Here is a 20,638-nt window from a genome sequence, read left to right as displayed (position 1 = left end):
GGCTTTTACTGCTTGCTGAGCGTCAGAGCACTCTGCCCTTTAACTCCAATCATTCTATCATTTAGAATAGCAAAACGATTGTTAGGCTAAATATTGGCGGTTAGTATGTTAAATGGGTAACAAAAACACGCCTAGCCTATGATTAACAGTTACCAAGTCTGGGATTTTTTGTTACTATGCCTGTAAATTTATTGTTATCTATGACTTACTGAGAGAAATTATGAGCTTTTTTATTCAAGCTGCCCATGCTGCGCCAGAAACTGCCGGAGCTGCGTCACTATTTGGTCAAATCTTGTTGCCAGTGGCGTTTTTTGCCATTTTTTACTTTTTGGTGATTCGTCCACAGTCTAAACGCACCAAAGAGCACCGCGCTATGGTCAATTCATTGACTGTCGGTAGCGAAATCATCTTTGCTGGCGGCCTTATGGGTCGTATCAAAGCACTAGAAGGCGATTATGCGGTTGTGAGCTTAAACAACAACACTGACGTTAAAGTACAACGTGCTTCTGTTATTTCAGTATTGCCCGCTGGTACTATCGAAAGCGTTTAAGCATTATCGATGTATTTGATGATTGTTAAATATGAATTATTGAACATTGGTTGTGACTAATTGATGGCTATTATCAATTAATAGTTGTAATGACTTTAAAATGACCGTACATTATTTACGGTCATTTTTCGCTTTACTGCTTTACGCTTTACCGTTTTTTGCTTTACTATCATCGCGGATGATCACAGTGGTGCATGATTCAGTACGACTACTAAAACAATATAGTAGCTCTCCCTTTAGTCACTCACCCTTGTTATCGCTAACTTCCCATCTGCTAACTTGTGGCCTGCGTCGCCAGTAGTTTATCAACTTAAAGAAGTGATTATGCAATATCCCGCTTGGAAATACTTACTCATCACCGTCGTGCTCATCATTGCCGGTCTATATGCGGCTCCTAACCTATATCCTGATGAACCTGCCGTACAGATTACCAGTGCAGCAGCAGGTACGCAGCTGTCTGAAGGTATCTTGACTCAGTCTCAAAGCTTGCTCGAAGAAGCAGGCTTGAACAATCATGATGGTACCTTTGAAGGCAATAGTGCGCTGGTGCGTCTCGACAATCCCGTCGATCAGCTAAAGGCTCAGGAAGTGCTGCGTCAAAATCTAGGCGAGGACTATGTGGTCGCGCTGAACTTGGCACAGACTACTCCTGAGTGGCTACGTGATATCGGCGCAAGACCCATGAAACTCGGGCTTGATTTGCGCGGTGGTGTGCGTTTCGTGCTAGAAGTGGATATGGACAAGGCGCTCGAACAACGCTTAACCAGCGCCAGTCGTGATATGCGCCGTGACCTACGTGCTGAACGTATTGCGGTTAAAGGTATCAAAACAGAAAAGCGTGGCGTGGTGCTGCATTTTTCTGATACTGATACCCGTAACCGTGCGCAAAACATCTTGCAAGGCTCAATGGGTAACACATTCTCCTTACAGTCTTCTATTGATGAGCAAGGCCCTGCCCTGATTTTAGCTTATAACGATGCAACCTTAGACGAAATCAATAGCTACGCGGTCAATCAAAACTTGACCACCCTACGCAATCGTATTGCTGAGCTTGGGGTTACTGAGGCCTTGGTACAATCACAAGGCGCTAGCCGTATCGTGGTTGAGCTACCGGGTGTACAAGATACTGCAGAAGCAAAACGTGTCCTTGGTCGTACGGCAAACCTTGAGTTCCGTATGGTCGCTGAAGGCGCTGAAAATTATATGGGCGGTATTCCGCCTGCTGGTACCGAAGCATTTCCATTTGAAACGCTTGATGGTCCACCAGTATTGCTAGAGCGTCAAGCGATTGTCACCGGTGACAAGGTTACGAACGCGCAGACAGGTATTGATGAAAGCGGCTCACCTGAAGTAAGCATTACCCTAGATAGTGCTGGTGGTAAGCTGATGCAAAACGCCACGCGTACGGCTGTCGGCAAACAAATGGCGGTGCTGTTTATTGAAAATAAACAACGCATTACTTATGAAGAAAATCCAGCAACTGGTGAGACCGTCGAAGTACGTACGCCGTATGCTGAGACTAAAGTTATTAACCGTGCCAATATCCAAGCGGTACTGGGTTCTTCTTTCCGTATTACTGGGCTTGATAGCAGTGCTGAAGCCGCTGAGCTTGCGCTATTGTTACGTTCAGGTGCATTGGCAGCCCCGATGTATTTCGTTGAAGAACGCACCATTGGTCCATCATTAGGCCAAGAAAATATCGATAAAGGCCTATTCTCTACCCAAGTGGGTTATCTACTGGTCTTCGCCTTTATGATTATTTTCTATCGCTTATTTGGGGTGATTGCTAATATTGCCCTAGCGATTAACGTCATTATCATTATTGCCATTATGTCAATTTTAGGCTCATCACTGACCCTACCCGGTATTGCCGGTATCGTCTTAACCATCGGTATGGCGGTCGATGCCAACGTGCTGATTTTTGAGCGTATACGTGAAGAGCTGGCAAACGGGGTCAGACCAAAATCCGCTATCGTGGCAGGTTTTGATCGTGCCTTTAGTAGTATTTTCGATGCCAACATCACCACGTTATTGGTCGCGTTTATCTTATTTGCGATTGGTACGGGTCCGATTAAAGGCTTTGCGGTTACCCTCGCGATTGGTATTGTCAGCTCACTATTTACCGCGATTTTGGTAACCCGTGCGCTGGTACAACTTGCTTACGGTAAGCGTAAATCTATCAAACGTCTGAGCATCGGTTAGGAGAAAACTATGGCCATCGATAATAACAACCCTTTAGAACAACAGAACAACCCCGAACCGAATGGCTCAAATAGCGAAGCTAGTACGCGCCGCCGTAAAAAACCGCGCCGTGATGGTAAAGGCAGTAATACCCAAAGCAATAAGACTTCTAAGACGAGCTTGAGTAAAAATAAAACCCGTCGCGGTGGTAAAGATGCGAGTCAAGACAGCCATGCATTGGCCACGCAAGCAATGGATACTAATCTAAATAATTTAGACATAGGTGATGCTGAAGATAATGCAGCAGCAGAAGCTGAAGGTGGCATCAAAGCCATTGGCGATCAACGTATCATCCCATTTATGAAGTTAGAAAAGCCGATGGCACTTCTATCACTGCTGATGGTGATTGGTAGTATTATCGCCATTGCCGTCAATGGTCTAAATCTAGGTCTTGATTTCACCGGCGGGGTTTCAGCAGATGTACGTTATGAGCAGCCTGCTGAGCAAGTCGAAGTGGTTAAAGCCTTGGCTGACAATGGTTTTGATGATGCTGTCGTGCAGTATTTAGGGACGCGTCAAGAGCTTTTAGTACGTCTACCACCACAGTCTGACAACGTCGACGGACTTAATGCCAGTCTGAGTAAGGCGTTGGCACTGCCTAATAATAATGTTGAAATCAGTAATGTTAATATTATCGGTAGCCAAGTAGGTAACGACATCTATCTAAGCTCAGTCATGTCATTGGTGTTGGCACTGGCCTGTATGCTGGGCTATGTTGCCTTACGTTTCCAGTTTAAGCTGGCGCTTGGTGCGGTACTGTCGCTATTCCACGATGCTATCGTGACCATCGGGATTTTTGCATTATTTGGTTTTCCGTTTGATTTAACCGTCCTAGCTGCTATTTTAGCCTTGATTGGTTATTCAATAAACGATACCATCGTCGTTTATGACCGTATCCGTGAGAACTTTCGCCGTGTCCGTGGTATCACGCCGCGTCAAACGGTTGATTTGTCACTGACAGAGACCCTACGCCGTACCATTATGACCATTTCAACGGTTCTGTTAGTAGTCCTTGCAATGCTATTCTTAGGCGGAGAGGGTTTATACTGGTTCTCAGTCGCCCTATTTATCGGTTTACTGGCAGGAACGTATTCATCTACTTATATTGCAAGCTCTATTCCTTTAAGAATGGGTTTATCACGTGATGACTTTATCGTTAAAGTAAAACCTGAGTTTGAAGAAGAAATCGTAACCTTTAATGATCCAAAAATGTATGAGCAAGATTAATGCTTACCTCAAAGGCAATAATTAGACCTTTTAATTATTAAGCTGCTAGTTATTAAGCTGATGAGCGTTATCCTGACAAAAGCACCTAAACTCTAGGTGCTTTTGTCTTTATATTATTTATATTTTAATGTTATTTGAAGAGTGATTACTAAACTTCTCTGCCTCGTTATATAAGCGACTAAGCTATGTCATCTACCTTGCCGCCAAGTACTATGCCGCCTATCGATACTCGCTATGCGCGCATTATCGCCATCGCCTTGCCAGTATTATTGGCCAACCTTGCGATGCCGCTACAAAGCGTCATTGATACAGCGATTGTCGGTAATATGAATGACACCGCTAAGCTTGCTGGGATGGGCTTAGCCATACAGCTGCTGTCTTTAATACTGGTCAGCTTTAACTTTTTGCAATATGCGTCATCTGGACTGTCGGCACAAGCATTGGGGCAACTGGCTAATAAAGATGCCCTTAACAATAACAATGTGCCATTAAACGCGTCTAACCGAACACCATCACCGCTGTTGTCGATTTTGCAACGGGCTTTATTATTGGCCTTTATGATTGGCGCGGTTTTACTTATCGCAAAACCTTGGTTAATTGATTTTGGCTTGCAAGCGCTCTCCGCCAATCCTGATAGTGGCAGCGCGGCAAAGACTTATTTAGATGTACGTTTTTGGGGCGTTATCGCTGAGCTGATGAACTTTGCCTTTATCGGCTGGTTTGCTGGTCAAGGTAAGACCCGCTACATGCTTTATCAACAAGGCTTTATCGCTATCCTTAATATCATACTGACCTTGTTTTTTGTTTATGTGATGCAGATGGGCTTGGTTGGGGTGGCGTTAGGTACGACAATTGCCTTTTGGCTTGGCGTAGTTTTGGCATTATGGCTCAGCCGTCGACATCTACAAATCTCTTGGCGAGCGTTATTGACCGCCAATAAAGAACACTTTACCAAAGATAAAATGCTTAGGCTATTTTCATTAAATAAAGACATTTTTATCCGTACGTTAATTTTAACAGTAAGCTTTGCTTGGATTACCCGCCTGTCTGCCCAAAGCGGCGATGTCATACTGGCTGCCAACGCCATCTTATTGCAGGTATTGAGTATCTCAGCCTTTGCCCTTGATGGCGTGGCGGTATCTGCAGAAACCTTAAGCGGACAAGCTGCGGGACGACGTGACTGGCCACGGTTTCGTATTATCGTTAAGCGCACAGGCGTGGTTAGCTATGGGCTTGCCATTATGCTAAGTGCGATATGGTGGCTTGCCATGCCGACTTATTTACAATTGATGACCAATATCGAGCCGGTGTTTGCGCTTGCTTATGACTATCACCTTTATGCCGTACTTCTCCCCCTTGTAGGCGTTGGCGCTTATTGGTTAGATGGGATATTTTTTGGTTTAACGGCAGGTAGTGTCATTCGTAATGCCGCACTGATATTGGCGGTTATCTTTTTCCCATTAAGTTGGCTACTGTATCAACAATGGGATATGACCGGCATCTGGCTGAGCGTTTGGTGCTTATTATTATTAAGATTGATTATACTCGGTGGGTTTTTATATCGTGCCCATCAGACAGGTAGTTATGAAAAATTGCAGCCTGAAGCCTGATCATTAAGAGCATTTAGCTAAAATGATGCTTGTATGATGAATTTAAAAAACAAGAAAAAAGACCATAAACGACAAATTAAAGTAAGAAAAAATTAGGATGTCACGTGAATACTCAATCAAATGAGATAAATCAAAATCAAGCCTACCATTACGATTGGGCGGAAGGCTTTAAAAAAAGCTTGCCAGTCGCCATGGGTTATCTGCCAGCAGGGATTGCCTTTGGTGTGCTCGCACAAGTGGCGGGTGTGCCGGTGTGGGCTACTATCATGCTAAGTGTGGTCTTATATGCAGGCGCGGCGCAATATGCTTGTCTGCCGATGCTGAGTGCTGGATTACCGATTGGCAATATCGCAACCAATATTGCTGCTATTAACTTGCGCCATGTTTTTTATGGTATGCCGTTATTACAGTATCTACCAAAAAACAAAATAGCCAAGACTTATTGTTTATTTGCCTTAACAGACGAAACGTTTTCAGTGATGACCAGTTTGCCAAATGAGTCGCGCCAATCATTGATACTGCCTATTAGTCTGTTTAATCAAAGCTGGTGGGTATTAGCTGGTGCGATTGGCGTGATGATTGGCAGCGCCCTAAGCGATTTAATACCGCATTTGGATTTTGCCTTGGTCTGTTTATTTGCGATTTTAGCTTATGAGCAATTCCAAAGTATCAAACGCTATTTCCCCATTGGTATTGCCGTCATTGCTTTGGTCATAGCCTCATTCTTTACTAGCAACTGGCTATTATTGGTAGCGATTACAATTTGTATGCTGATGATTTTAGCCCGTGGAGTTTGGGTGCAGCGCAGTGTGCAAGGAGGCAGCAATGAGCAGTAGTTACCTGATTTTTGCAACGTTCGCGATGGCCGCAGTGACGTTTATTACTCGCGCCCTGCCCGCCTTAATACCCAAAAAGCTACTGGATACGCCGTGGCTACATCGCTTAAATGAAAGCTTGCCGCTGTCTGTGATGGTATTGCTAATCTTAACCAGTCTTTCTTATCAAGGTTTGTCAGGCAATGCGAGTTTAAATAGTGCTGAAGTACATTTATTAATGGCACAAATAGGCGCGTTATTATCAGTATTAGTCGTTTATCATATTAGCCGTCAGTTACTGGTCAGTATGATCGTCGGTATCGCTGCGATTAATGGCTTTTTATGGCTATTTACGCATTTCTTAGGCTGATTAAAGGTTTATTGTATATAGCAGATTAATTTTAAAAAAGATACAGCGCGACTGGGATGAATTTTTCGTAGCCTCTGTGATAACAGCAAGCGAGGAAAATTTATACCAGTCGCATGTGGCTGTTAATTCATCAATTATATTTCACACTGACTACATTTATTTTTGCCCATAAAAAAGGCTGCAATCTCAATGATTGCAGCCTTTTTATTTTGCCATTACTTTATTTTAAGATATTTGGTCTCTTACAGCTCTTCTACGCCCATCATATCGACTGGGGTATCAGCAACGATTTGTACGCCTTTTTTGCCAGTCTTAGCCGTGTCATTACGCTGCTCTTGTAGATGCTCAAGATAGGCTTCGTTGATTTGTCCGGTAATGTAGCAACCGTTGAACACCGCACAATCAAAGCCTTCGACCTTGCTATGCTTGGTATCTTTGACGGCTTCAATCAAATCGTCCAAATCTTGGAAAATCAAGCGGTCAGCACCGATAATCTCGCGTACTTCTTCAACGCTATGACCTGAGGCAATCAGCTCGCTACGCACTGGCATATCGATACCATAGACGTTTGGATATTTAACCGGCGGCGCAGCACTGGCAAAGAATACTTTACGGGCCCCGGCATCACGTGCCATTTGGATAATTTCATGACAAGTCGTACCGCGTACGATTGAATCATCAACCAAAAGGACATTTTTACCTTTAAACTCAAGCGGTACCGCACTTAGCTTTTGACGCACTGATTTTTTACGTTGCTGCTGACCTGGCATGATAAAGGTACGACCGATATAGCGGTTTTTCATAAACCCTTCACGGTATTTCACATTCATCTTTAGCGCCAGCTCCATCGCTGAGGTACGCGAGGTGTCAGGAATAGGAATGACCACGTCGATATCATGATCTTCGCCCCATTCAGCAAGGATTTTATCGGCCAGTTTTTCACCCATGCGTAGGCGTGATTTATAAACAGAGATATTGTCCATAATAGAATCTGGACGGGCAAAATACACATATTCAAAGATACAAGGCGTGTATTCTTTTTGCTCAACGCACTGATAAGTATGTATTTGATGATCTAAATCAATAAAGATAGCTTCACCAGGCTTAACGTCGCGCACGATACTAAAGCCCGAACCCGTCAACGCTACTGACTCTGAGGCGACCATATATTCTGTGCCGCCATTGGCTGCCATACGCTTACCGTAAATCAGCGGACGAATACCGTTTGGATCACGGAATGCTAGCAAACCATGGCCAGTAATCAGGGCGACCACGCCATAAGCGCCTTCAATGCGTCCATAAACCGCGGTGACTGCTTCAAAGATATCAGCAGGCGTCGGATTGGTTTTATCCAAATTTTGCATCTCATGCGCAAGGACATTTAGCAACACTTCAGAATCTGAGTCGGTATTTAAATGGCGGCGATCTTCTTGATATAGAGACTTAGCCAGACTTTCAGCATTGGTCAAGTTACCATTGTGCGCAAGGGTAATACCATAAGGCGAGTTGACATAAAAAGGCTGTGCTTCGGCACTACTTGAGGTGCCAGCGGTCGGGTAACGGACGTGACCGATACCAAACTTACCCACCAGCTTTAGCATATGACGATTCATAAATACGTCACGTACCATGCCATTTTCTTTACGTAAATAAAGACGCCCGTCCTGTAAAGTCACAATACCTGCCGCATCTTGCCCGCGATGCTGCAACATGGTTAAGGCATCATAAAGAATTTGATTGACTGGCTCATGAGCTGCGACCCCAACGACTCCACACATAGTTGTATCCTATTTTGTACCACACATTGATAACACAATAACGGCATAACTGCTGACAAAGTTATGGAACACATTGCCTGCCATTTACCGCCAAGCTGACGATTTTTCTGACTAAAAATCTTATAGATAATCAATAAGGCCTATTATCCATTAGACAAGTTGTTGATGATTGATAGAGGTGTATTTTACGAATATTAAAGCTGATTGAATAGCTTTTTATGAGCACTGATGATGCTTAGGACTGATTGACCTGATCCCACGCCAAGCCAAACATATCTGAGACCAGCTCTTTACCCATGGGGGCATAAGGCAGTAATTCAGGCGCGAGCACCGAGGTTTCCCATTGCGGCATTTGCACCAATAATGGCGCACTGACGCTAAGAACCACTAAGACCATAAGGACGTTTTTTGCCGCCCCAAGTACCCCGCCCGCCACTTTATCAAGGATACCAAGACGTAAGGTTTTGAGTACTCCGGAGAATACGAATGCAACTAGGTGCATGATGGCTAAGATGGCAATCACAATCACTAAAAAAGCCATCGCCATTTGCAAAACAGGATTTTCTACCATACCTGATAATTGCGGCGCGACGGAACCCGCCAATCGAGTGGCAGCAATAAGTGCAATAAACCAACCGACCAAACCGACAGCTGTCTTAATCAGACCTACCTGAAAACCACGCCATAAGCCAATCAGAACAACCACAGCAATCACAATGTCTAAACCACTCATGTTTATCGCCTCATTTGCATCTTATATCGGGTATTTCAGTGAAGGTGAAAAGCTTGCAGTTTTAACAATCTTTAAAAGGATTAAGCTTCCATGGCATCGTAATAGCCACCGATAGATTGAATGCAAGACTGTACCAGCCCAGGCCCTTTATAAATAAGCCCTGAATACAACTGCACCAAATCTGCACCCGCCTCGATTTTCTTGACGGCTTTGGCGCCGCTATCGATACCACCAACACCAATCAACGCTACCTTACCATCCAGCTGATCGGAGAATTGTTGTAAAATTTGCGTACTAATGTGGCTGACCGGACGACCGGATAAGCCGCCTGCTTGGTCGCCATCGGGCAAATCTTCGACGCCTACGCGGCTTAAAGTGGTATTGGTAGCAATCAAACCATCAATCTCAAAATCCAGCAGCTGCTGGGAGATATAATCGACTTGTAACGGCTCTAAATCAGGAGCGACCTTTAAGACCAAGGGCACATAAAAACCATATTCGGTTGCCAGCTGATTGTGACGGTTTTTAATGGTGTCTAATAATTGGGTTAACGCTTCACCGCTTTGTAGGTCGCGCAAATTTTTGGTATTCGGAGAGGAGATATTCACGGTGATATAAGAAGCATGCGCATAAACACGCTCTAAGCAATAGACATAATCATCAGCCGCATTTTCAACCGGTGTTGCAGCATTTTTACCGATATTAATACCGATATTGCCTTTGTATTTGCAACGTTTGACGTTTTCAACCAGGTAATCAACGCCTTGATTATTAAAACCCATACGATTAATGATGGCATCGGCTTGCTTGATTCTAAATAGTCTTGGTTTGTCATTGCCGACTTGCGGCTTTGGCGTGACAGTACCCACTTCGATAAAACCAAAACCCAACTCTGCCAGCGCATCGATATAGTCGCCGTTTTTGTCCAATCCGGCAGCAAGCCCAACGGGATTAGCAAACTGCAAACCCATACAGTCGGTTGGCTGCATTGACTGACCATATACTAAGCCCAATACACGCGCTTTATGAGCTTTATCTAATAAAGATAATGTCATCTCATGAGCGTGCTCGGGGTCCATATTAAACAAAAAAGGGCGAAGTAAGGCGTAAGACATAGTAATGACAGACCCTGCTTGAAAAGAAATGATAAATAAGAAAAACGAATGAGGTCAAGCGCTGCGATTATATCAGCTTAACTGAAATAAGACCAAAGTTTCATAGGACAAATTGCGCTAAATCATGCGAATAAACAATCGTTGATATTGCAAACGGACGCCCTTAACTAGTTAATGAGCTGATATCAAAAAGCATTTTTTTGAATGCATTGTTTATTCGTATTTGCTGCTTATTGATATTCGTGTTTTTTATATTAAGGAACTGGGCGTCCATCAGTAAGCGCAATCCAACCGCGTACAATACGGTATAGATGCCAAATAAAAGTAAAGCCCATAATAATAAAGCCTAAACTGGCCAATAATACCGAGCCGATGGCAATATTATTACTGTCAGCAAACATACTTACGCCAAAACTACCTAAGGCAAATGTGATGATAAGCACACCAATGACAAAAAAGACGATGCTATACCAAAACGTTTTAATCTGCCAATCAAAATGCGTGGCAAGCCATGTATTATCAGCATCGCGACGTTTGGCATAATTCATAAAGATAGGCACAATCCACAGCAGTCCCGCGGTAAAATAGCTGAGCACATAGAGCAAATACGTGATGTGATTATAGGTAATCAAAGAACGGCGCTTATTATCACTCATCGTATTATTGGGATTGTTTATCATACGGTCACTCGTTATCTTCTGTGGCTAATAGCTATATTATTGTGGCAAATGAGCAAGGTTTCAATGCAGCATATTTTAAAATATAAAGCTGCTTAAACATCAACTTGTTAGGTGTAAAAGTTGTTAGGCATAAAGGTTGTTAAGCATACCTCTTAAGAAGTTACGGTCGCCTGTACCTGAATCGCTTTAGTGACCAAATCTTGCTGCATCGACAGTTGGGTAAATTGCCAACCTTGCTGCTCAAGCTTACCCAGTGCGCCGCTCACCACCGCTTGGCTTGGATGCGTAAAGCTTAATTGCACCGCATCGCCAGCAGCAATGACCTGCGCATCGGCAATCCCTGAATTGTTTAGCAGCGCATTGATACTGCTAGCTGGCGGCATGGCATCTACGCCATCTGCACTACTAGCCGCATTTAACGCATTGCTGTCAATGTTACCAGCTTGGGCACGTAACCAAAAATAATCGGCGACCTGCTCTTGATACTCATTTTTGCTAGCATTTGCTGCTTGATGGACGCTATAGCCGCCATAGCCACCGACAAATAACAGCAAAAACGCTGACAATAACAGCAGAGCTAATTGGTCGCGCGCAGACAATGCCTGCCAACGTGTCATTAAGATACTTTGATAGCTACTCATGCGCACTGATAAAGCACTGCTTTGAGGGTTAGTAGCAGTAGTGCTGCGTTTGGCGAGGCGCTGTAATCTTTTCATGGTTACCCTTTATTGCTGACGCTGCTATTGTTTGCTACCACATCAACGGTCACTTGACCACTAAACTGCCCTTGTTCATTGCCATTCACTTGTTCTAATTTGGCGTTTAAGCCTTGGGCGACAAGCGTATTAGTAAATTGATCAAGACTGCCACGGTCGGGCGCAATCAGTGTAAAGCTAAGCGCCGCTGGCTGCATGACTAACGCCTGCGCTCGTAATGACGACTGTTTAATCAACGGTGATATACGTGCCAATACCGCTATGTGAGAATCAGGCGCTTGGCTATCACTACGCAGTTTTGGTTGCAATTGCACTTGTAGCTTTGTGCGCGTACTAAGCGGCTCATTTGGAAACCAAGACTGATACTGGCTCGCAATCTCGGTTTTGGTCGCCGCTGTCGCCGCCTTATATTGATACCATTGCACCCCATCGGTTGCCATCTGCAATACCAATGCCGTCAGCGCGACCATCATCGCCACCCGTAGATACGGTGATAATTGCGAATCGGTTGATTTAATAAAAAAGTTCAGAGCATGACGTTCAGGATTTTCAAGCGGTTTAGGAGTAACGGGAAGCGTGGTTAATAGTAATTGATGCTCGGCAATCATTGCCGCTGTTTGAGTAGAGGCGCTGGCTGTGGGTGCAGGTTTTGTTAAATTAATACCATCGTCAAGTGCTGGCTCATCAGCAATGTTTTCAGCAAGACCGTTATTAGAAGTTTGATGAACAACGGCACTAGAGTCATCAAAGATGTCATCGATGGCTGGCAATAGCAGTACTTCGCTTAAATACGGAAAACGCTCAAAGATTAAAGGCAAGTAACTTACTGCCATGCCTTGATGTAAGGATTGGCGCAGCAGCATGGTTTGTTGGTCTTGGTATAATATGATTTGCTGCCCTGCGCCCTCTTCTGGCGTTGGTAATAATAGAAAGTCAGGCAGTAACGCTACGATGTTCATGCCAGCGAGCTTGGCACTTTGCTGCCATGATTGGATATCACTTTGAGCCAAAGCATAGAGATGATGGCTTGTATTTTCAGTCATTTGCCGAATGGCTAACTGCTCAACTGGTGTCAGAGAAGTTTCTTCAAATAAATACTGCTTACCGCTCATACCTAATTGTTTGAGCTGAGCGGTATTTAGCTCAGAATCTACTTGTAAGACATGGCTTGAGGGAAAATACAGACAAACAGATTTCTGGCTATTGGTTTTATAGCTACCATAAATATCATGCAGCTGTTGCCAGCCGTCAATCGATTGCCATTGCTTTATGTCTTCATGCCAGACCGCTAGTGGACTGTGCTGCGCTCTTAACCAAACATGTAACACCAAATGTGTCCTTAATTATCAAAGCTGTTGTTTAAAGCCATTACTTATTGAGGCTGTTATTTATTAAAGCTGCGGTCTAGCAAAAATCTAGATAGTTTTACGAGCGTTTGTATAGTCGATACTAAATAACATGGATACGTTATCTGACAAGGTGAAACTGGTACAAATTTTTCTAGCTTGCTGTGCCTACGCCAACAGAGGCTACAAAAAATTCCTTCCAGTTTCACTGTGTCTTCTTTATATGGAGCTGACTATATTACTGTTACTAATAAGGTTGAGCAGGAACAAAACGATCAATCTCAGTTGCCATACCCGTCATCACAAAATCCATCTCAAACACACGCGCTTCTGCTAAAGAAAACGATTCAGGATAATCACCCGTTAGCAGCCCTGCGATGTGAGCAACGATAGACATATGACAGACGACTACCAGACACTCTGCTTCAATATTACCAATATCGATGAGCGCCTGACGGGCATCGTCAGACGGCGTGATATTTTCTTGTATTTGTGAGGGCACGTTAGGGGCGCGTAACTGTAATGCCGCCAACGTCTGCTGCGCTCTCTTATAAGGACTCACGACAAAACAGTCAGGTTGATAATGAGTGGTAATATACTCTGCGGTTTGCGCAGCTTGCTGCTGACCAAAATCAGTCAACTGACGCGCACTATCTGGGCGCGTTTCATCTTCTGCTTGACCATGACGTACTAAGATAATTTTCATAATCTTAACCACCTTGTTTGTTGCTTTTACCTGACTATTTCGATACTAATGCTATTTAATTATTATACTGAAGCGACATGTTGATAAGCGTTTTATTTATTATCGCCATCTACTTTTTTATTTTTAGCATTTTTAGCATTGCTGCTTGCCGTTTGCATTTGCGCCGTTAATGAAGCATTGCTATGGTCATGCTCCATGACAAACTCAACATCGCTACGGAAGCCCGCCTCCATAAGATGTAAAGCAACGCCAAGTGCCGCTTTATCTTCATAAATGACTGCATGCAAGGCATGGGTAATCGGCATATAAATGCCTTCTTTGGTGGCTTTTTCATGTACCTGCTGAATGGTATTGACGCCTTCAGCGGTCTGCCCTAGTTTTTTGACCGCCGCATCGATGGTCATACCCCGACCGAGCATATTACCAATACGGTAGTTGCGACTCAGCTCTGAGCTACAAGTGGCATATAAGTCGCCGACGCCCGACAGACCTAAAAAGGTCAGCGGATTGGCACCAGCATGGACGCCAAAACGGCTCATTTCTGCTAAGCCACGGGTCAATATCATAGCCTTGGTGTTTTCACCGACTTCATAAGCTGCCGCCATTCCCATTGCAATGGCATAAATGTTTTTGAGCGCGCCACCAAGCTCGACACCGCGAACATCATCACTGGCAAACACTCTAAAAAACGCACTATGTAGCGCTGCTTGTACCGCATGGCGTAGTGGCTCAGAGTCACTGGCAATCACCGTAGCAGACGGCATGTTTTTCATGATTTCGATGGCAAGGTTTGGCCCTGACATTACGCCAAAGTTTACTTCTGGTAGCTCATCTTTAATAATATCACTCATTAAAGCGAAGGTATCTTTCTCCATACCTTTGGTCAAAGAAACGATAGATTGCCCGCTAATAAAGGGCGCAATACTTTTAAGGGTTTCGCGGAACGCAAGACCTGGAACAGCTATAAAAATAATATCGGTATCTTTGACCGCAGCTTGTAAATCGTGGCTGTATTTGAGGCGATCATCAAGCTTATAACCGGGCAGATATTTTTTATTGGTCTGCGTCTTTGCCATTGCTTTAACCGTACGCTTATTGCGTACCCAAAGCGTGGTATCACAGCCATTACGGGCGGCCAAGTTTGCCATTGCCGTACCAAAACTACCACCACCTAAAAATGCCAAACGCAATTTGGTTGGATTATTATGGATTTCTGCCATGTTTTTTGCCACGGCAGATTCAACCGCGCTAGGATTGAGCTTCTTACGTCCAAGCCCAGATTTGGTAGCACGCTCAATAATACCTGACAGCAAACTGTTTTGTTTTTCATCTGCTTTATTCTCTGCCTGACTGCTATCTATACTTTTGTCTTTATTTTTGTCATTAGCGCTGGTCATATTCTTTTATCCGTGTTGACTGACTGAATTATGAGTAGATTTGATGCTGAGTATACAGGGAGACTAACGGCATGTTTCAACAATTATTGATATAAAATCGCTATTTTAATCGAACAACCTGATTAATTTACTCATTATTTTCTTTAATGAGTGACTTTAGCGCTGCATCTGCTCTGCCATGATATCTCTGTAACCCTACTACGCTATTGCCTTTATGAATCGAAGCGTAGCAAGGGCTCAATATCAATGGGCTTGCGCGTGGGCATATCACAAGGACTGCTGCCAGTATAAACAAAAGCCGTGACATAATCATCTGCGCCAACGCCAAAATATTCTTTAACGGCAGGCTCATTACATAGCAAGCCTGTGCGCCAAACCGTACTAAACCCTTGGGCTTTTAGCGCCAAAATAAGGTTTTGCACTGCGGCGCCAGTGCTTAGCACTTGCTCAAAAGGCGGCACTTTTTTATGTACTTGCATCTGGGTAACGACCGTAATAATCACCGGCGCACGTAGCGGCATATTGTAGGTTTTTTGGCGAGATTTCTCAGACAGCGTTTCACCCTCTTGTGCCGCTTGTGCTTCAGCAGCTGCTAAAAAGGCACGACCCAAGTCATGACGTGCATTGCCTTGGGTAACAATAAAGCGCCATGGTTGCAGTTTTTTGTGATCAGGCGCGGTAACTGCACAATCGATAGCCGCTTTAATCTGACTTTCTGTTGGTGCCGGAATACTCAGGTTGCCGATGCTGCGTCTCGACTTAATCCAATTAATCAGCTGCTCATCGGTCACTTGTGCATTTGTCACTATAGGGCTTTCGGTATTATTTTGCGGCGCGCTTTTACTTGATTGCTCAGCGCTACTATCGTTATTCTCTTCTAAGGTGTCTGCTGAATTACTCATAATGTATCCTTATTTTTTATTATGCTGCATCCGTATCTTCGACTCGATGCTCCATTCTTAAGTAATCTTCTGACTGCATCTCAAGCAGGCGTGAACGCGTACGCTCAATCTCAAACGCTAACTTCTCTCCTTGATACAGCTCAAGAATAGACTGCTCTGCTCGAACCAATAGTTTGACGCGGCGATCATAAAATTCATCAACCAGATAAATAAAACGGCGGGTCGGATCACGCAAATTATCATCTAAAGCGGGTACGGCATTGATTAAGACGGTGCTAAACTCTTTGGCAATTTCAATAAAATCAGACGCTGAACGTGGCTCCATACATAAATGACGGAAGTCACAGAATAAAATATCTTCGGTACGCGCATTAATTCTAATTTCACGACCATTGATAGTAATAGGCTCATTGCTGATTTTTTGATTATTAGATAAGCTGGCGAAACGGTTAGCAAGCCAATGGTGATTGGCCTTAGTCAAAGGCGACTCATATAGCTCCGCTTGCTGCAAGACACGCAGGCGATAATCAATGCCAGAGTCAATATTCATTACCGTCGTATGGCGCTCAACTTCGGCGATAGCCGGCATAAAGCGGTCACGGTGCAGACCATCTTTATAGAGACCAGACGGCTCAATGTTTGATGTGGCGACCAAAGTTACGCCACGATTAAATAACATGGTGAACAAATCACCCAAAATCATGGCGTCGGAGACGTTGGAGACAAAGAACTCATCAAAGCAGATAATCACTGCTTCTGCATAAATGATATCCGCGACTTTTTCCAACGGGTCGCTCTGACCCTGCAGATTATTTAGCTCTTGATGGACGCGCTGCATAAAGTGATGAAAATGCTGGCGCATCTTACGCTCAATGGTTAAAGAGTCGTAAAACATATCCATCATCCATGTTTTACCACGTCCTACCCCGCCCCACATATACAAACCTTTGGGCGCGACGGGCTTTGCTTTTAAAAAGCTAAAAAAGCCTTTTTTTTGTTCGACGCTACTATTGAGCTGATGATACAACTCATCTAAATAGCTCATCGCCTGATATTGCTGCTCATCTCGAGTAAACTCATCAGTGCTAATGGCCTGCTCATAACGTTGCAAGGGAGATAAACTCATAATACGACTCATCATTAGACAAAATAAATATAAAAATGGTGGATGTTATTTTCTTAACCATATTAAAGCGGACATTCTATCGCTAATTAGCTACACAACATCGGATGGTAATATCTAGACAATCAGCTATTTACTACCAAAGCTATGTTCTTCTAACAAGCCTTTAAGCTCAGATAAACGCCCGTGGAAAAAGTGCCCAGCGCCATCAATGACACTAACCGCTAGCCCTAAGCGTTCAGCAAATTCCTGCATGCTAGCCGGCGCAATAACATTATCTTCATTCCCGTATATCTCAAAAGTTTTATCAACGGGTAAAGTAATGTCACTGTTGTCATTTTTTTCAACGGATGGCGCGATAAGGGCAACTTTTTCTATCTCAAAATCACTCAGTCCCCAAATATGCGGCGACACCATGACTTGCTCAGCAACACGTGCCGTGACATAACCGCCAAAGGAAAAACCACCTAACCACAATTTACGTGCGTTGGTTTGCTCTGCAATCCATTGTAGCACGGTCATTGCATCTACTACTTCCCCTTCCGCATAATCGTGCTCGCCAGTTGACTGCCCGACACCGCGAAAGTTAAAACGTACCACATGCATGCCATTATCACGAGCAAATCGATACATGGTCGTGACTACCTTATTATTCATCGTACCATCGAATAACGGATTAGGATGGCAAAGCAGCGCCACCGTATCGGTATTGGGATCGTTAGGATTGTCTTGTTGCCAAAGTGCGTCAACTTCGAGCACGCCAGCAGGAGCAGGAATCAGTTGCATAGAATTACTTACTAATTAAGAATGAATAGTCCAATTATCCTAGATATGGTTTATATTTCAAGTGATTTGCTGTGTACTGGTGCTGTTTGTCTCATTTTGGAGTGACGGTAAGGAGCAATCACCTTGAATAACTGCTGATTTCAGAAAAATCTCCACTGCTTCATTGCCAATATGACATATACCTGCAATATCAAACACAATAACAGCCTAGACACTCAAGAGTACGATAGGTTAGATTCATACTGTTTATTTTTTATGTTTAACTAACAGCCTTTTAGGAAACAGTTATGAATACTTTTAATAAAACCTTGACTTTAACGGCAACATTAGCAGCGGCATTAGCATTAAGCGCTTGCCAAAGTACGCCTTCTTCGCCGGTTATCCAACGCGCCAATTCTATTTATGAAACCACTGGCATTGCCGATACCAAAGTAAAAGCCCAGCAAAATGCGATAGACAGCGCGCAAAAAACCTGCCGAAACAAGCAGGTTATTATCGTTGATGACAAAGTAAAATATAATGGTATTTTAAATGAGCAAACTGGCCGTATGATTGGGCAAGCGGGTGCGGTCATTGGTTCGATATTTGGTACGGGTTCACCAGACTTATCACGTAAAGATGATTATGAGTATATGATTAATTTCCGTTGCCAATAAGACAGTTATTATTTAGCTTTTAGCTTTTAGCTTTTAGCTTTTAGCTTTTAGCTTTTAGCTTTTAGCTTTTAGCTTTTAGCCAATAAGTTTGCGAGATAGATAGTATATTCATCGCGGCTTATTGGCTTTACTTTTTGTAGCGGCACTTTTGGGGTAAACTACCCTAACTAATGTCCCATACATTCAAATCAGTCTATAACTAGTAGCTACTTGCGACTGGTATAAATTTTCCTTGCTTACTGCTATCACAGAGGCTGCGAAAAATTCATCCCAGTCGCACTATATTATTGATTTTAAAGTGGCTCTACTATAAAAGAGACTCTACTATATAAGCAGCCCGTTTTTAAACCTTCTTACCTTTGGTCTATCATTATGCGCAAACCCAACCTGTCACATACAAAACAAGCTAAGGTTTTAGCGCCTGCCAAAGATTTAGCGACCTTGGAGGCCGAACTGGCTGAGCAAGAAAACAGTCTCGAAGTCAGTTTAGAAGATACGGTCTTACGGCTGAGCGACTATCTATCCGCGGTCGATATGGTTATCAAACAAACCTTTAATCACCGCGTATGGGTAAAAGCTGAGATTCGTAATTTATCAAGTAAAGGTGGGCATTATTACTTTGAGCTGGCAGAAAAAGATGACGATGGCAAAGTCATTGCCAGCTGCCGTGGTAACCTTTGGCGCTTTAAAGCCGCACGCGTCTTAGCAAAGTTTGAGCGCGCCACAGGCATGCCGCTTGACCGTGATTTGACCGTATTACTCAAAGTATCGGCAGGCTTCCATGCGCAATATGGCTTTTCACTCACCATTGAAGATATCGACCCAAGCTATACGTTAGGCGACTTGGCACGGCAATATGCCGAGATGGTCGACCGCTTGACTGGCGAAGGCTTATTAAACCTCAATCAGCAATTACCTATCCCATTTGATATTGAGCATGTCTTAGTCATTGCCCCTGAAAAAGCCGCCGGATTGGGCGACTTTCAAGCCGACGCTGACCGCTTAGCTCGTACAGGGGCCTGTCACTTCCATTACCATCACGCTACCTTTCAGGGCAATCATGCGCCAGGCGAAATCCGTCAAGCTATCGTCAGCGCCCAGCAGCAATTTTATGATACTTATCAGCGCCTGCCCGATTTGTTAGTCATTATTCGTGGTGGCGGTGCCGTTGGTGATTTAGCCTATCTCAACGATTATGAGCTGGCCGCGCTCGTTGCCGAGCAGCCTATCCCTGTCTGGGTCGGTATCGGTCATGAGCGTGACAAAGTTATCTTAGATGAAGTGGCGCATACCAGCTTCGATACGCCGTCAAAAGTCATTGCAGCTATCATGGCGCATTTAGCGCAATTGGTCACGCAAACGCTGCAATACCAAGCGCAAATAAAACAAGCAGCACAGCGTCAATTAAATAGCGCTGAGCAACAGACGACGCGTCAGTTGAGCCAAATACAATCGCAGACGATTGGTCAATTGACCGCCCTGCAAAAAGACAGTGATTATGCTTGGCGTAGTATTCAGCAAAGCGCTCAGCGGCAGGTGAAGCAAGCTGCCAGACTAACCAGCGATTTGCACGCACAAACTCAAGCCTCTGCTTATCAGCAGTTAGCAAGCGCAGCTACGCACAGTCAAATCAATAAAAAAACGATTATGCACAGTGCGCAGCAGCAGTTGCTACAAGCACGACGTGATAGCGAACATCTGCGGGATATTGTAGTCTTGCATCGTCCTTCTCGCGTGCTTAAACAAGGCTATACCATGCTGACTGATGCAAAAGATAAAAAAATACTAACCAGCAGTACGCAACTTTATGCTGAGCAAACGGTACATATCGTCTTAAAAGATGGTAAGGCAAAAGCACAAATTATTGATTTGGAGACCAATTAGTTA

Annotated in this window: 19 protein-coding genes; 8 read left to right on the top strand and 11 right to left on the bottom strand. The window is 44.0% G+C overall.

All coding sequences use genetic code 11. The features are described from left to right. Nucleotides 1–220 precede the first annotated feature (220 nt). The 6 genes from yajC to PG901_RS00655 all read left to right on the top strand — a co-directional run bounded on the left by yajC (nt 221) and on the right by PG901_RS00655 (nt 6,813). Complete coding sequence (gene yajC / locus PG901_RS00680; RefSeq protein ID WP_201543085.1) at nt 221–550, top strand: preprotein translocase subunit YajC; 330 nt, start codon at nt 221–223, stop codon at nt 548–550. 324 nt (nt 551–874) lie between these two features. After that, on the top strand, nt 875–2,752 hold the full coding sequence (gene secD, locus PG901_RS00675) for a protein translocase subunit SecD (RefSeq protein ID WP_271133112.1): 1,878 nt from the start codon (nt 875–877) through the stop codon (nt 2,750–2,752). Nucleotides 2,753–2,761: 9 nt separating this feature from the next. After that, nucleotides 2,762–4,018 carry a protein translocase subunit SecF gene (gene secF / locus PG901_RS00670; RefSeq protein ID WP_271133111.1) on the top strand — a complete coding sequence of 419 codons (1,257 nt, stop codon included), beginning with the start codon at nt 2,762–2,764 and terminating at the stop codon, nt 4,016–4,018. Between the two features lie 185 nt (nt 4,019–4,203). Then, complete coding sequence (locus PG901_RS00665; protein WP_271133110.1) at nt 4,204–5,628, top strand: MATE family efflux transporter; 1,425 nt, start codon at nt 4,204–4,206, stop codon at nt 5,626–5,628. A gap of 104 nt (nt 5,629–5,732) precedes the next feature. Next, nucleotides 5,733–6,464: an AzlC family ABC transporter permease gene (locus PG901_RS00660; protein ID WP_201628588.1), complete on the top strand. Its 732-nt coding sequence runs from the start codon at nt 5,733–5,735 to the stop codon at nt 6,462–6,464. Then, nucleotides 6,454–6,813 (top strand): AzlD domain-containing protein, encoded by a 360-nt coding sequence (locus PG901_RS00655; RefSeq protein WP_271133109.1) that lies wholly within the window; start codon nt 6,454–6,456, stop codon nt 6,811–6,813. Before PG901_RS00660 ends, PG901_RS00655 begins: the two co-directional genes overlap by 11 nt. Before the next feature lie 242 nt (nt 6,814–7,055). Here PG901_RS00655 and purF read toward each other — a convergent pair whose 3' ends face one another. From purF to PG901_RS00600, 11 genes are all read right to left on the bottom strand, one after another. Then, nucleotides 7,056–8,591, bottom strand: a complete 1,536-nt coding sequence (gene purF, locus PG901_RS00650) for an amidophosphoribosyltransferase (RefSeq protein WP_201565357.1) — start codon at nt 8,589–8,591, stop codon at nt 7,056–7,058. A 235-nt stretch (nt 8,592–8,826) separates the two neighbouring features. After that, nucleotides 8,827–9,324 (bottom strand): CvpA family protein, encoded by a 498-nt coding sequence (locus PG901_RS00645; RefSeq protein WP_271133108.1) that lies wholly within the window; start codon nt 9,322–9,324, stop codon nt 8,827–8,829. Between the two features lie 80 nt (nt 9,325–9,404). Then, the gene (locus tag PG901_RS00640) at nt 9,405–10,439 is read right to left on the bottom strand and encodes a quinone-dependent dihydroorotate dehydrogenase (protein WP_271133107.1); all 1,035 of its coding nucleotides are present in this window, start codon (nt 10,437–10,439) and stop codon (nt 9,405–9,407) included. Between the two features lie 254 nt (nt 10,440–10,693). After that, nucleotides 10,694–11,119 (bottom strand): DUF4870 family protein, encoded by a 426-nt coding sequence (locus tag PG901_RS00635; RefSeq protein WP_271133106.1) that lies wholly within the window; start codon nt 11,117–11,119, stop codon nt 10,694–10,696. A 152-nt stretch (nt 11,120–11,271) separates the two neighbouring features. Then, nucleotides 11,272–11,835, bottom strand: coding sequence for a type II secretion system protein GspM (gspM, locus tag PG901_RS00630; RefSeq protein WP_271133105.1), 564 nt, complete (start codon nt 11,833–11,835; stop codon nt 11,272–11,274). A 2-nt stretch (nt 11,836–11,837) separates the two neighbouring features. Then, a complete protein-coding gene (gene gspL, locus PG901_RS00625; RefSeq protein WP_271133104.1) occupies nt 11,838–13,163 on the bottom strand; it encodes a type II secretion system protein GspL in 1,326 nt (441 codons plus the stop codon). Between the two features lie 265 nt (nt 13,164–13,428). Continuing rightward, nucleotides 13,429–13,887: a SixA phosphatase family protein gene (locus PG901_RS00620; RefSeq protein WP_201565363.1), complete on the bottom strand. Its 459-nt coding sequence runs from the start codon at nt 13,885–13,887 to the stop codon at nt 13,429–13,431. Between the two features lie 92 nt (nt 13,888–13,979). Continuing rightward, nucleotides 13,980–15,284: an NAD(P)H-dependent glycerol-3-phosphate dehydrogenase gene (locus PG901_RS00615; protein WP_271133103.1), complete on the bottom strand. Its 1,305-nt coding sequence runs from the start codon at nt 15,282–15,284 to the stop codon at nt 13,980–13,982. 212 nt (nt 15,285–15,496) lie between these two features. Continuing rightward, the gene (locus PG901_RS00610) at nt 15,497–16,186 is read right to left on the bottom strand and encodes a nitroreductase family protein (RefSeq protein ID WP_271133102.1); all 690 of its coding nucleotides are present in this window, start codon (nt 16,184–16,186) and stop codon (nt 15,497–15,499) included. A gap of 19 nt (nt 16,187–16,205) precedes the next feature. Beyond that, the gene (gene zapE / locus PG901_RS00605; RefSeq protein WP_201628595.1) at nt 16,206–17,312 is read right to left on the bottom strand and encodes a cell division protein ZapE; all 1,107 of its coding nucleotides are present in this window, start codon (nt 17,310–17,312) and stop codon (nt 16,206–16,208) included. A 126-nt stretch (nt 17,313–17,438) separates the two neighbouring features. Further along, nucleotides 17,439–18,095: an alpha/beta hydrolase gene (locus PG901_RS00600; protein ID WP_271133101.1), complete on the bottom strand. Its 657-nt coding sequence runs from the start codon at nt 18,093–18,095 to the stop codon at nt 17,439–17,441. Between the two features lie 287 nt (nt 18,096–18,382). Here PG901_RS00600 and PG901_RS00595 point away from each other — a divergent pair, with 287 nt between their 5' ends. Together PG901_RS00595 and xseA are read left to right on the top strand one after the other, a co-directional pair. Then, complete coding sequence (locus PG901_RS00595; RefSeq protein WP_201565367.1) at nt 18,383–18,751, top strand: hypothetical protein; 369 nt, start codon at nt 18,383–18,385, stop codon at nt 18,749–18,751. A 372-nt stretch (nt 18,752–19,123) separates the two neighbouring features. Next, entirely contained in the window at nt 19,124–20,635 is a 1,512-nt protein-coding gene (gene xseA, locus PG901_RS00590; protein ID WP_271133100.1) for an exodeoxyribonuclease VII large subunit, read from the top strand. Nucleotides 20,636–20,638 lie beyond the last annotated feature (3 nt).

This window comes from Psychrobacter sp. ANT_H3 (genome assembly GCF_027919975.1).
GTDB classification, from domain to species: Bacteria; Pseudomonadota; Gammaproteobacteria; order Pseudomonadales; family Moraxellaceae; genus Psychrobacter; species Psychrobacter maritimus.
Note: the sequence above shows the minus strand (reverse complement) of the source record. Positions and strands in the feature narration are given on the sequence as shown.